The sequence below is a fragment of the Polynucleobacter rarus genome (assembly GCF_003072505.1).
In the GTDB taxonomy this organism is placed as follows: domain Bacteria; phylum Pseudomonadota; class Gammaproteobacteria; order Burkholderiales; family Burkholderiaceae; genus Polynucleobacter; species Polynucleobacter rarus.
Window position 1 is genome coordinate 2,299,669 of the sequence record NZ_NTGB01000001.1, and the last position, 14,131, is coordinate 2,313,799.

Sequence of the window (14,131 nt, forward strand, 5' to 3'; positions counted from 1 at the left end):
ATCGAGTTTAGGCAACTTCCGTACTTTAAACAGCGTCTTGCGCATACACCCAATCGACAATTTCATCCATTGGTGAGTACTCTGGCACTAATTCAGCGATGAAAGCTCGCAGTTCTTGCATATCGTTCGTATGGTTTAGATTATGTTCTAGTCGACTTAACTTTAAGGTTAAATCCTCTAAAGCGATAAACTGTTCGCTTGCTTTAATAATTCTTGGGTGGCTAGTTTTTTCTGGGTTATCGCCAATTAAGAGCTCTTCATATAATTTTTCACCGGGCCGCAATCCCATTATTTCAATTTCAATATCACCATTGGGTTGGTCCTCAGTTTTGATGGTGAGTCCAGATAGCTCTACCATCCGCTTAGCTAGATCCATGATTTTGACGGAGTCGCCCATATCTAATACAAAGACTTCACCTCCATTAGCAAGTGCACCCGCCTGAATGACTAACTGAACCGCCTCTGGAATGGTCATAAAGTAACGCGTCATTTCAGGGTGCGTAACGGATATCGGGCCACCGACGCGAATCTGCTCTCGAAATTTTGGCACGACCGAGCCTGAGGATCCAAGAACATTCCCAAAACGTACCATCGTAAAAATTGTCTTTGACTGATGCTGTGCATAAGCCTGCAGAATCATTTCAGCAAGTCGCTTACTTGCCCCCATCATATTCGTAGGTCTAACGGCTTTATCAGTACTAATTAAGATAAAGTCCCGCACTCCTGTTGCAATCGCTACAGTGGCGATTGTGAGCGTACCAAAAACATTGTTACGAATTCCCTCAGCGGGATTATGTTCCACTAAAGGAACGTGTTTATAAGCAGCCGCGTGATAAACAGTCTCTGGTTGCCATTTATTTAAAATTTCAGATATTCTTTTTTTATCTTGGACTGAAGCAATTAAAGGAATAACCGAGGTCTGTTGAGTATTCCATTTCAGTTCAATTTCTTGATGAATGGTATACAGCGCGGCTTCACTATGATCAATTAAAAGGAGTGTTTTGGGTTCAAGCAACATGATTTGTCGGCACAACTCACTACCTATCGACCCCCCAGCACCAGTGACTACGACGACTTTACCCGTAATTTTTGCAGCCATTAACTCAGTCTTTGGGGCAATAGGCTCTCTTCCCAATAAATCTTCGATTTCTAATTCGCGTAAATCGGTAATGCTAACCTTCCCTTGAATCAACTCTCCCATACTTGGCAGTGTTCTAACCGCCACATGCGCTTCGCTAATGAGCGAGAGTACTTCATTTCTTCTTTCACGACTGAGGTTGGGGGTTGCTAGCAACACATAACTAAGCTCTTCAGAGTCGGCTATTTTTTTCAACCACTCAGGTTTATAAATGGGTAAACCATTAATATTGCTACCATGTAACTTTTGATCATCTTCTAAAAAGCCAATGACTTGCATATCCGGACTATTGACTAAGGCATCGGCTAACTCACGTCCGGTATTACCAGTGCCAAATATCAAGGCTTTCGGACGATTCATTTTTTTTAATATCTGATCGTAATCCTCACCCAACCAATACCGAACCAGCAAGCGAGATGCGCTAATACAGACCAAAAGTAAGACAGGTTGAATAATACCAATGGTTCTCGGCACTCCAGGAAAGCCCGCCACAAGGATAATAAAAGAAAAAATCAAACCATATAAGACGGCTGATCGCGCAATGGAAATAATGGCATTTAATCCACTGTACCTAAAAATCGCTCGGTAGAATCCGGTTTTAATAAAAATCGGGATTGCAATCCCAATAGATAAGAAGACAGCTAGCAGTCGATAAGGGGTGATGTCAATGAACTCACTATATCGAAGCACCATCGATAACCAAACTGTCCATGCGCACAAGCAAACATCGACTAAAACTGCAATAAGTCGCTTGGTTACTCTGGGCAATCCTAATAAAGGGACAGCATATTGGCCGAAGGTTTTTTTCATGGAGTAATTGAGTTAATCATTAACTATTTTTTCTTTCAAGCGAGTTTTCAAATTATATTGTTCTTAGTAAGGTAAATGTTTTCTTAAATTTGCGTTGTTCAAGCCTAATCAGGATAAATCTTCCTTTTGATTGAAATCTGATGAAAAAAATAGTCGAATTAAAACTACTGATCCTCATTAGCGATTTGCTAATGCTTTACTCCTTGATGTTTGAGCACTTTTAAAAAGGTTCTCATCATAATTTCTATATCAAACCAGAAGGATTGTCTTTCTAAATACTCAAAATCAAATGCCACCTTTTGTGGAATCGGTAATTCGTCTCGCCCGTTAATTTGTGCCCAGCCAGTCAGACCCGGGGTTAGGATGTGAACTCCCTGTTGCGTTCTCAGCTCAATCAAGTCTTGTTGATTAAAAAGCGCAGGTCTTGGTCCGACAAAACTCATATGACCCATGAGGATAGACCAAAGTTGTGGTAATTCATCTAAGCTGGTTTTACGCAACATTGGCCCGATGGGTGTAAGCCACTGCGCTGGATTGTCAAGGAGGTGGGTGGCAACAGTTGGAGTATTGATTCGCATGGTACGAAACTTTGGCATCCAGAAAAGTTGATTGTTTTTACCAACCCTTTGGGACCAATAGAAAATTGGACCGGTTGAGGTCATCGCTACTGCCATGGAAATGAGCAATAGAGGGAGCAAGAATATGACTAAGCAAATTAGCGCTACAGTGCAATCAAAAAGTCTTTTCATGCACTTATTGTATTTCAAAGCAGTTTTTACTCGGATGAATTGTTATTGAATCGCAATGACTTTAGCCTTGATTCAATGATTTATTAACTATTTTGTTAACTACTTTTTATAAAAGCATCAATGGTGTACCGCAGTTCCTCATCTACTGTATAAGGAGCCTGCCAAGACAAATCCTCTTGAATCGATCGACTATCCACGGTTAAATCACCCAATAAGCGATCCGCTAAAGCTTTTTTACCCATTAAAACAAAGCTTAACTTTAGTAAAGAGGTTGGTGCAAAAAATAGATGAATAGGCTTTGCTTGATTAGCAGCGGCCAAAGCCTTGGCAATTTTTTGCATTAATTCGGGGGTGGAAATGGGTACTCCATCGGAGGGTAAATACATCATTCCGGTTGCATTTGAATGATTGATACAACAAGTGATGCAGTCCACAAGATTGCGCAGTCCCATCATACATCTTACGTTTTTGACTCCTTTAAATGGGATTGGAATCCGTTTAAGAGAACAAAGCTGCACTAGCTGAATTAATTTTCTGAAATTGGCTTTAACGCCTGGTCCATAAATGAGTGGCAATCTGAGGATTACGAGCTCCATACCCGTCTGTTTAGAAATTTCGGTTAATTTTTGTTCGGCATCTAGTTTGGACTTGCCGTACTCATCTTGTGGCTGACAAATGGTGATGGATTTAAAATGACCTCGTTCACCGATTGCTTTAATGGAACTTAAAAAAATAAATCTTTTAACACCCGTCTGAGCTGCTTGTTTTGCGAGTTGCTCCGTACCTAAATGATTGACAATGTCATAATCTTTTGAGCCTTGCATTTGGTGCACACAGGCAGCGGTGTGGATCACTACATCCACGTTCTTCAAAGCTGTCGACCAATCGGTTCTCTGGTTAATCTCTCCGACGACTATGTGCTTTAGATGATTTTTATCTTTTAATTCTGCTTCATCTGAAACTAAAGTAGATGTCCTTAATGCTCCAAAAACTTCAAATCCTTGAGTGGGTAAATAGTTCATCAGAGCTGACCCAATCATTCCATTACTACCTGTAATTAAAACCCTCTTGATTGATTGGTTAGATTGTTCATTGCCTACGTCATTCATGAAGATTTTCCAAAGTGTAATTTATTTGGTTATTGCTGGATACAAGTAAGAATCTAGTAGGTAAAATTTAAGATTGAATTTTCTATTCAATCATCTTCATAAGAAGGATCATCGGCTCTTTCAAAAAAGAATACATCGAAGATTGACATTACTATAACAAAAGTAACAGTTCCCAGACAGTCCATCAAAAAATAATCTGCGGTACTCATTTCAAAACCTATTAAATCGTTCGAAAATATATTCCTAACTAACTCATGAAAAAGGCTCAAGACAATTGCAATAAATAAAGTAAGGCCGATCCTTACTAATCTATCTAAACTCAAGCCTAGATAGATAAAAATAGTGAGTATGCCGTAGGAAAAAAAGTGAATCAAACTTGAATTTAATATCGCCTCATCACCCAATCTTGGGTTATCGTGAGATAAAAAAAGAAGAATCACAATAAAAATACAGCCCGCAAGGATTGAGTAATGATGCGGTTTAAGAATAGTTTGTGTCATCAATTTACCAAACTAAAAGATCATTCGGCGCCAGAAAACATATGGCGAACTTATTTCAAGGAAAACGGATTCTTTTAAATTCAGATGAATAAATTTTGAAATAAATTTTTAGTAGTATTATACTACCAATAATTATTTATATCTACCATGTAAAAAAATAGGTCTTTATGTATTAAGATTAATAAATACATATTAATTGATTATTACAAATTTATTATTGACATTACTTCAACTTTTGCTGTAAGTGTGAAGTGGACCCGGTTTTCTGTACAGTAGTTTAAGCTATGCTCTATCTAAAGGAAAGATATGAGCGAAAGAAAAAAACGGGTTAGCCATACGTCTGATTTCAAAGCGAAAGTTGGGCTTGAGGCGATACGGTCTGATAAGACAATTAATGAGATTGCGCAGCTGTATGAGGTACATCCAGTCCAAGTTGCACAATGGAAAAAAGCCATCTTAGATCAGTGTAAAGTCATCTTTGAGGGTAAGCGTGGTCCAAAGCCTATCTCTGAGCACAGTGAGCCTGATCAGCTCTATAGCCAAATTGGCAAATTAAAGGTAGAACTGGATTGGCTTAAAAAAAAGTCCGGGATCAGCCTACCTTGATCCGTATGTCATGGATTGGCAAAGTTCAAGGGGTCTCAGTGAGTCGCCAATGTGCCTTAGTTAGCGTTGCCCGATCCAGTTTCCATGCTCAGCAAGTTCCAGCCTTGGGGGGTGAAGATGATCTGCGGATCAGTCAGCTGATTGATGAGCAGTACACTAGCCGACCATTTTTTGGTAGTCGACGGATGAAGACTTTTTTGAGGCGGCGTGGCGAGTCAATTGGGCGTAAAAGAGTACAACGATTGATGCGTTTGATGGGACTTGCTGGTATGTCCCCAGGACCAAATACGAGCAAACCACAGCCCGGTCATCGAATCTATCCCTATTTACTGCGAGGAGTCTTGGTGATCAGACCGAATCAAGTCTGGAGTACCGATATCACCTATATTCGATTGACTCAAGGATTTGTCTATTTGGTGGCAGTTATTGATTGGTACTCACGGCAGGTCCTCAGTTGGCGAATTAGCAATACGATGGAGGCCAGTTTTTGTATCGCCTGCTTAGAGGATGCTCTCATCCGGCATGGCAAACCAGAAGTCTTCAATAGTGATCAAGGGGCTCAATTTACCAGCGATGCTTTTACTTCTGTCCTCAAGCGGGAAGAAATTAGTATTAGTATGGACGGAAGAGGCCGAGTCTTTGACAATATTTTTGTCGAACGACTTTGGCGAAGTGTGAAATATGAGGACATTTATTTGCAAAGCTACTCGAATACGAAAGAGTTAAAGCTTGGATTAAAAAGATATTTTGATTTTTATAATGAAGAACGACCTCACCAAGCATTATCCGATAGGACTCCTCAAGAAGTTTATGAATCAGGTCAAGGTGGGGGTGCTTTGATTCTTCAGAAATATCCTGTAGGATTGAAACAAGAAGTGGATTACGGGGCAACGCTGCACAGTTGCAATGCAGTAAAAGTATAGCTTAAACCCAGTTAAAAACTGTCCAGCCTATCGGGTCCACTCTAGTGTTCTTTTTAATTTTTATTATTATCTTATGATTTAACTTTGATCCAGATCCTAAATTACATTTAATCTAAAGAAACACATTAATGACAGACAACTTGAAAAATGAAAATGTTGATATAAATGTTGTCGAAGATTTTGGTAGGGAATGGCAAACCTTTAATCAAAAAGATATTCATCATGATGATTTATTGGCAGCGTTTAATCAATACTTTCATCTTTTTCCTTTACATCAACTGAATACAGAATCGATTGGTTTTGATATGGGTTGTGGCAGTGGTAGATGGTCTAAGTTTATTGCCCCTAAAGTCAAGCAACTGAACTGTATCGACCCTAGTCCCTTGGCGCTTGAGCAAGCAAAAAATAATTTAAAAAACTTCTCCAACTGCGTGTTTGAATGTAATTCAGTTTCTGAGACCCAACTCAAAGACAACTCCCAAGACTTTGGATATTGTTTAGGCGTATTACATCACATACCCCGAACTGAAGAAGGTCTAAAGTCTTGTGCCTCTAAATTAAAGAATGGTGCCCCTTTTTTACTTTATCTCTATTACCGTTTTGACAATAAACCAGCGTGGTTTAAGTTGATTTGGAATTTATCAGATATTGTGCGTAAATTCGTGTCCATTCTCCCTTTTAAAATTAAATTATTTGTTTCCCAACTCATCGCATTTTTTGTTTATTACCCCTTCTCAAGATTATCTTTAGTCTTTGAACAACTCGGCTTTAATGTTTCAAACATCCCCTTATCTGACTACAGAAATAAACCCTTTTATTTTTTAAGAACTGATGCGCTAGATCGATTTGGTACAAAACTAGAACAACGCTTTACTAAGGTTGAAATTCAGCAAATGATGGAAAACGCAGGTTTTGTAGACATTACTTTTAGTGATAAAACTCCCTATTGGGTAGTTCTTGGGAGAAAGTCTTAATCAAGCTTATGACTAAGGCCGCGACCTGTAGAGATCAATACCAAGACCTAATCGAGCCCATTTAAGCTCAACCTAGCCGCATGAATATCTTCTAGGTTTAATAGCCTTGTTTATTAGTTTTTTGTTAGCTGATGTTTTTTTAAAAGCAATATCAAATGTTACGCATAAAACAAGGAAATAAGGTTAGAAATAAGAGCAATACTTTGCTAGAATGAATTTAATTAAAAATTGTTTAATAATTGCTTAAAAAAGGAATAAAAATGAAGAAAATCGTTACTGCTTTAATATTTTGTGCTTTTAGTTCTTATTCATTTGCTCAGTTAGAAGGGGCAGCAGCGGCTGGATCTGCAGGTGCAGGTGGTGGAGCGGCAGGTGCAGGTGCAGCAGCAGGAGGTGCTGCTGGTGCCGCTGGAGCTGGTGCCGCAGGCGCAGCGGCAGGTGCTGGTGCGGCGGCAGGTGGATTTGCAGCCGCTGCTGGTGCATTGGGAGTTTCTACTGCGGCTTTAGCCGTTGGTGCAACGGTTGCTGTAGCTGGAGCGGCGGCCGCAGCTGCTTCTGCAAACAATAACAACAATACTACTGGTACTAAATAATTTTTTCTAAATGATAGAGAAACGCTCCTATTCGGAGCGTTTTTTGCACTTTTCGATTTTCTTTAATAAAAAATATCAGCTTCATATTGGTTGGCTTAACGTTAAGTAATAAGTTAAGTTAATACTCAATATGTCTTCGAATAAATAGATGAATGAATCCCCTTTCCAACGTTATTTTTTAAAGCAAATTGATTTTCTTGTTCTTATTGGTTTCGCCACATTCTTTTTAGGGTTTCTGCAAGGCTGCTCTTCACAATCCGATGCAGCTTGGAAAACGATGCAATTGGGGTTTAGGAATGAGGCAGCTCAAATTGAAAAAGCGCCTTTAAAAAATAATTTGACTTACTTTCGGGCAAATATAAATGGCTTTGACGTACTATTGGTGAAAGGTTACGTGGATTCTAATCCTAACGGCCCCATAGATGTTTGGTACAGTAGCGATCGATCTGTTCTGCGTATTCAACAGGGGCGATATTTAGGAAGTATTGGATTTGATCAAAACTGGTATGAGGTTTCTCGTAGCAATGCCCCAAGTTTTGACTTCCTTTTAAATACTGAAATGAGCTCTTCCTCTAAAACATCTACTTCTGCGATCAGAAACACTAAGAAATACTTTTCTTCACAATCCTATGTTGTAATGCCTAGTTATCAAGTAATGCGTGAGGAGCGTATTTCTTCAGTTGTATTCGCCTTTAATCCCCCCTCTAACCTAAGCCTTACGGCACCTTTAACTTCAGTCTTAGCAACTCCGTCAATCCCTGAAACGATCCCTAGCTCTTTTAAAAAATATCTGCTGAATAAAGAATTGATTTGGGTATCAGAGACACCGCAACCGAATGATATTTTTAAGAAAAAAGGTGCTAGTTTTGCTTGGTATGGTTTTGTAAAAAGTAACGCTGGCTTTACGCAAGTAATCGGGCAACAGTGTTTATCTAAAGAGTTTTGTATCACTTGGACGCCTTGGCCGGTTCAACCATGAAATCTCGTCTACACAACTCTTCCCAGAAAGTCCTTTCAGAAAAGGATTTCTCATTAAAAGCTATTTCTGTTAAAACTTTCTTAGTAAAAGCTAACTTAATAAATAGCTACCCTACGAAATCTGGCTTGATTGATTCCAAGTCTGTTGTTTGGGTATCGTTCTGCTCTGTTTTTTGTATTTCTCTATCCATGCTACCCACCTCTGGATTTGCCCAAGAGAAGACTAGCGATTTAACTCTCAAGAGCGCTCAACGCTTAAGTACCGTTATTGGCTCTGAAAATGCGACGGCTCTACCTCAAAATCTTCCAAATCCTAATACAGCTTCTCAAAATACTACCAATCAAGTGGTTAGCCTACAAGGGATGATGTGGAATACTCCCAGTGAAATTGCTGCCCAACAAAAACAAAAAGATCATTTACTCCGTTATTTATCAAGTTTACAAAAGTCTTCTTCTAAAGAATTGAATAGCTCATCTCAAGCGAATAATCCATCTAGTCTTAGTTCTGTGAAAACCTCGGCTATCGATACTTTAAGTGGCTTGATTCAAAGCCTACCAGTTACTGGCAGAGTTTTATTACCCGCTACAGATCCGCGTTGGTTAGAGACGCATCCTCAGTTAGATCCGATTATCAGCTCGCAAGATAGCTTAAAGAATCCTGAGAGAAAAAATACCGTAACTCTGATACAAGGAGACGGTCGGGTTTGTGTGATTCCTTTTAAACGTAGTGTGTATGCCAAGCACTATGCAAAGCTTTGCGCCAATACGAATTCTATTTCTGATTGGGCGTGGGTGATTCAGGCAGATGGAGTCATTCAAAAAGTAAGTCTTTCTACTTGGAACGCAGGTACCCAAAACTATCCTGCAGCTGGCAGTTGGATTTGGGTGCCTAAATCTCCTAAAGGGATTGATCAAATTACCCAGCAACTGCCCTGGAACACCTATGGATCAGAGAAGGGGTATTTTTCAGAAGCATTTTCTGAAGAGTTTGCGGTGTTTTTAGCTACTCAAGGACCTTCAGATCAAGTAGCTCTGTCTGAATTTCTTAAGGCTGACCGTACCTTTGTTGAAGATATCGTATTTGACCTTAAGCTAGATCAAAGTGAGAAATATCAGCCAAAAGATTCTGCATTGATTGCCAGCGATTGGGGAAGTATTGGCTTATTACAAACTCCTACATCTCGGATGATGCCTGCTGGTAGTGCTTTGTTTAGTTATTCTCACATTACGCCGTATTCTCATTACAACTTTGTCTTACAACCCTTACCTTGGTTAGAAACTTCTTTCCGTTATTCCTCAGATACAAATAATGCCTATGGTTCCTATGAGTTATCTGGTAATCAGTCCTACGTTGATAAAAGTATTGATCTGAAAATTCGTCTTTTACAAGAAACCGCAACTTTTCCTGATGTTGCTGTTGGGTTGCGTGATTTAACCGGAACGGGTTTATTCTCAGGTGAATATGTGGTCGCGAATAAGCGCTTTGGTGATTTTGATTTTAGTGCTGGCCTTGCTTGGGGTTATTTGGGTAATCGGGGGAATGTTAAGAATCCATTTTCCCTCTTTGGCTCAAGCTTTAGTTCACGCCCTACCGCAGATGTTGGATCGGGAGGAAACTTCTCCTTTGGCACCTATTTTCATGGGCAAACGGCTTTATTTGGCGGGGTTCAGTATCAAACCTCCATCCCTAATCTGAGTTTAAAACTAGAGCTGGATGGGAATAATTATCAGACTGAGCCTTTTTCAACGACGCTTGAACAACGCAGTCCGATTAACTTTGGGGCAGTCTATCGTTGGAATAATGCCAATTTAACGGTTGGGGTAGAGCGTGGTAATACAGCGATGATTTCTATATCGGTTTTCGATAACTTATCTAAACTTTCTGTGCCGAAGTTAATGGAAGCACCAGCAATTCCTATTTCTTATAAGTCTATTAGTCCACCAACGAATGAGAGGATCAATGTTCCGAGTATTGATCCTTGGCAACCCTCAGCTAATTCTGCTAATGATGGTTTGGTGATGAATAGCCTAGCTAATCAACGTTTAATTAAAGTAGATCAATCAAAGATAGATCAAAATGCGGCCAATCTTAATCAGCCTTCTGAAATTAGCGCTTTGCAGAATAATGGCAAAGAGGTAAGAAGTCTCTCAACTTTGAGTAGCACTCTTATAAAAACTGAAGAGTCCCCTTCTATTTTGACGAATGGGTCAAATGTCACTTTGGTTAATAAGAAGTTAGATATTGTAAAAACATCGAATGATATTCGTGAACAAAGTGGTTGGCATTTAGTGCGTATTGAGCAGAAGAATAAACGTTGGATGGTAACGCTAGATGAAGTAACTGGGGTTCATCTTAAAGAAAGAATCAATCGGGTGATTGCAGTTTTACATCGAGATGCACCGCAAGATGTGACTCAATTTGTGATTCAGTATCAACAACGACAATTACCTTTAATTAAGCAATCATACAATCGTCAAGCTTGGATGATGAAGAACATTTCTTTATTAGGGCCAACGAAGACAGTACTAGCTGAGGGGCTTGTATCGGAATATCCTTCCGAAACTCTCTTGTCTTCTTCTGCTGGTTCATCCTTTGTTAATTCTACTTTGGGTACTTCTAATTTGGTTAATCCGACTTCAACTACCCAGGCAGTAGTTGCGCCTTCTTCCACCAATTCCACTAGCATTGCCGACACAAATACTGGTGATGATTATTTAATAAATGGTCCTAAAGCTCAACGATTAACTGGTGGTTTTGATGTTGGTTACCAGCAGACGATTGGTGGGCCTAATGGTTATTTATTTGCTTTAAGTGCTTTAGGTACTGCTGAATTACTTTTATGGGATGGGGCCTGGATTAAAGGTATTACAAGTCTGCGTGTATTAGATAACTACGATAAATTTACCTACGATGCGCCTAGTAATTTACCAAGGGTGCGTACTTACATGCGAGAGTATTTAACTTCTAATCGTTTAACAATTCCAACATTACAAGCTACTCAGGTTGCTAAAGTTGGAGATAGTCATTATTTCAGTGCTTATGGCGGGATGCTGGAGATGATGTATGGTGGTGTTGGCGGTGAGTGGTTATATCGTCCGTTGAATAGCTCTTTAGCTGTAGGGGTTGATGTGAATCAAGTGCGTCAACGAGACTTTGATCAACGCTTTAACTTTTTAGATTATCAAGTTACAACAGGGCATATTACTGCTTATTGGCAAACAGGTTGGGAAGATGTTTTAGCGAAGCTTAGTTACGGTCAGTATTTAGCTGGGGACCGTGGATACACCGTGGATGTTTCGAAAGCATTTTCGAATGGTGTAAAGATGGGCGCTTACTTTACGAGAACAAATGTCTCAGCAGAACAATTTGGAGAGGGAAGTTTTGACAAGGGGATTTATGTTTCAATCCCATTCGATGCATTCTTTACGAAGTACAGTAATGATACTGCAACGATTTTATGGAATCCGCTGGTTAGGGATGGTGGGGCTAAACTGAATCGGATGTATCAGTTATATAACATGACTGGTATGAGGGATGAGCGGATTTTACGATTTGGGCTAGAGAGGTAGAAGGAGTAATTGGTAGATTTATAATATTACTAGTCAGTTCGCATCAACTCTTGAATTGTTTCTAAATACTTATTGATGACAATATTGTGATCAAATTTTTCTTCAACTAACTTTCTTGCATTAAGTCCGATTTCTTTTTTTTGCGTATCACTAAGTTTTATAAAGCGAATCATTGCATTAGCTAAATCCTCGGCATCTTTAGGGTTACATAAAAAACCCGTTTCACCCTCAATTACAAGATCTTTACAACCTGGCACATTAGTAGCAATTAATGGCCTACCAATTGCGCAAGCTTCAAGTAACGATCTTGGTAATCCTTCGCGATAGCTGGGCAGCACTACAACATCTGCGGCTTCAATCTGTGGAATAACATTGTCAAGTTGCCCCATGTATTCAACAATACCTTTTGCTTCCCAATCCTTTAGAGTTGCTAATGTTATTGCTGAGGCATTATCGTAATCGCTTGGTCCAATTAAAATAAATTTCGTTTGTGGATATTTTATTTTGACAATTTTCGCTGCTTCAACAAACTCTCCGACTCCTTTATCCCATAGCATTCTTCCAATCAATAAAAATTCGGTTTTATCAAAAGGGCGCGGTGAGTAATGACTTGAAGAAAATCTATTTAGATCAATTCCTGAACCAGGGACAGGAATTGCCTGATTGTTTTTTAAGAGAGAGAGCTGCTGAAAGACATGAAGGTCATCTAAATTCTGAAAAAAAACCTTAGGCGCTCTTGTTAACGTAACTTTATATAGTGCTCTGACCACATGACTTAACCAGCTTTTTTTTATGAATGCTCTACCTAATCCAGAGATGTTGGGAACGCAGGGAGTGTTAGAAAATATTCCTGCAAAAATACTGTACAGATTTGCTTTGTGGGTAAAACTTAGTACTAGCTCTACTTTGTAAAGATGAAATGCTTTTGAAAAGTTGTAAACGGACTTTAGTTCCTCAAAGGGATTAATGCCACCGCCATTGATTTTTACTTCATGGTAAACAAATCCAACTTCTTTAAGCTTTAATGAATATTCATCATAGGGAGCGATTGCTATGACTTGGAAACCTTTTTGTCTTAATGCGTTCATTAAACTGAGTCGGAAATTCCATAAATTCCAACTCGTATTAGAAACAATCGCAATCGTTTTTATTTTAATAGACAAGTTATAAGTATTTGTAATGACCCAAAAAGCTCTATGCTTTAATTGGTAAAGCTTGTCTAGGATATTTCATATAAATGACAATTATCGAAATTAGATACAAGTTAACTAAAGAATAGATTGCTATTAATAAATAGATGGCTGCCTTTAATATTCGTAAATAGCTTGCCAAACTATCATTTGTTAACATTAGCCAACCTGGTGAAACTCCAGTGATTATTAAAATTAATTGGCGAATAGGTTTAGGTAACATGAAATTTCGTAATCTACTATCCCATTCTTCTACCTCAATAAAATTGATGCCTTTTTTCCAAAGTAAGGTAGATAACTGAGATGTGTTGTATCCTTCGTAATTCTCTAAGTCAATATTTAATCTTTTTTCATTCAAATTAATAATATTTAATTGTTCAAACAAGGTGGTTTTTCTTGCTTCATATTGATTCAATAATTCATTATTCAATGAAAATTGTGCTCTGTTAAACGGATCTAACCAAACCCATTTTTTAAGTTTTCCGTCATAAAATTCTACTGTTGTGTGATTTAAAGAATTTACTTCTCGAACCTTAAGTTCAAAAAAAACTGCATAAAAAATCCACGCCTTTGAGTAATCGGAACAACATCCTATTCCTTTCTCTACATCAAAAACTACTTTACCTAAAGATGGCACCCCACAAATTTGTCCCGATGGATTGTCACCTAAATATTTCAAAATACTAACCGCTAAGAATTTATCTGAATCATTTCCTTTATATTGATTTTTTATAAGACTTAGATCATCCATAGCCTTAGGATTCATATATTTGATAAAGTTTTCTTTATTTTCAGTTTTAAAGTTTTTAGTAATTAAGGAATTTAGGTCGTTTTCATTAGATATTGTTGAATCTGCAATGATTTCTGAAAACATTAAGTTTCTTAAATAAATTTGATGTTTATTTTTTAAATTAACTATAAGTAATAAAGTAATTGAATTTAATAAAATTATTATTAAAAAATAAATATTGATTTTTTTCATTTCAACTTT

11 protein-coding genes are annotated in these 14,131 nt (G+C 38.4%); 5 read left to right on the forward strand and 6 right to left on the reverse strand.

Features of this window, described 5'->3' with window-relative positions; genetic code table 11:
- Positions 1-25: 25 nt before the first annotated feature.
- The 4 genes from AOC35_RS10995 to AOC35_RS11010 form a co-directional block, all read right to left on the reverse strand.
- Complete coding sequence (locus AOC35_RS10995; RefSeq protein ID WP_108647126.1) at positions 26-1,948, reverse strand: polysaccharide biosynthesis protein; 1,923 nt, start codon at positions 1,946-1,948, stop codon at positions 26-28.
- Between the two features lie 188 nt (positions 1,949-2,136).
- Positions 2,137-2,697, reverse strand: coding sequence for a sugar transferase (locus AOC35_RS11000; protein WP_108647127.1), 561 nt, complete (start codon positions 2,695-2,697; stop codon positions 2,137-2,139).
- 95 nt (positions 2,698-2,792) lie between these two features.
- Positions 2,793-3,806: an NAD-dependent epimerase/dehydratase family protein gene (locus tag AOC35_RS11005; RefSeq protein WP_108647128.1), complete on the reverse strand. Its 1,014-nt coding sequence runs from the start codon at positions 3,804-3,806 to the stop codon at positions 2,793-2,795.
- Between the two features lie 86 nt (positions 3,807-3,892).
- On the reverse strand, positions 3,893-4,306 hold the full coding sequence (locus AOC35_RS11010) for a hypothetical protein (RefSeq protein WP_108647129.1): 414 nt from the start codon (positions 4,304-4,306) through the stop codon (positions 3,893-3,895).
- 306 nt (positions 4,307-4,612) lie between these two features.
- Between AOC35_RS11010 and AOC35_RS11015 the strand changes: the two genes are divergently transcribed.
- From AOC35_RS11015 to AOC35_RS11035, 5 genes are all read left to right on the forward strand, one after another.
- Positions 4,613-5,835, forward strand: a protein-coding gene (locus AOC35_RS11015; protein WP_425440625.1) for an IS3 family transposase whose coding sequence is annotated in 2 segments (ribosomal slippage) — positions 4,613-4,903 and positions 4,906-5,835 — 1,221 coding nt in all. Because the reading frame shifts where the segments join, the coding sequence is not laid out codon by codon here.
- Between the two features lie 128 nt (positions 5,836-5,963).
- Positions 5,964-6,809 carry a class I SAM-dependent methyltransferase gene (locus AOC35_RS11020; protein ID WP_108647130.1) on the forward strand — a complete coding sequence of 282 codons (846 nt, stop codon included), beginning with the start codon at positions 5,964-5,966 and terminating at the stop codon, positions 6,807-6,809.
- 260 nt (positions 6,810-7,069) lie between these two features.
- Entirely contained in the window at positions 7,070-7,402 is a 333-nt protein-coding gene (locus AOC35_RS15615) for a hypothetical protein (protein WP_170107028.1), read from the forward strand.
- A 148-nt stretch (positions 7,403-7,550) separates the two neighbouring features.
- Entirely contained in the window at positions 7,551-8,381 is an 831-nt protein-coding gene (locus AOC35_RS11030; protein WP_108647131.1) for a hypothetical protein, read from the forward strand.
- Entirely contained in the window at positions 8,378-11,950 is a 3,573-nt protein-coding gene (locus AOC35_RS11035; protein WP_108647132.1) for a YjbH domain-containing protein, read from the forward strand. Before AOC35_RS11030 ends, AOC35_RS11035 begins: the two co-directional genes overlap by 4 nt.
- 29 nt (positions 11,951-11,979) lie before the next feature.
- On the opposite strand, the gene AOC35_RS11040 is transcribed toward AOC35_RS11035, so the two are convergent.
- Both AOC35_RS11040 and AOC35_RS11045 read right to left on the reverse strand, forming a co-directional pair.
- Positions 11,980-13,113, reverse strand: coding sequence for a glycosyltransferase family 4 protein (locus tag AOC35_RS11040; RefSeq protein WP_108647133.1), 1,134 nt, complete (start codon positions 13,111-13,113; stop codon positions 11,980-11,982).
- A 31-nt stretch (positions 13,114-13,144) separates the two neighbouring features.
- Positions 13,145-14,122 carry a hypothetical protein gene (locus AOC35_RS11045; RefSeq protein WP_108647134.1) on the reverse strand — a complete coding sequence of 326 codons (978 nt, stop codon included), beginning with the start codon at positions 14,120-14,122 and terminating at the stop codon, positions 13,145-13,147.
- Positions 14,123-14,131: the final 9 nt, after the last annotated feature.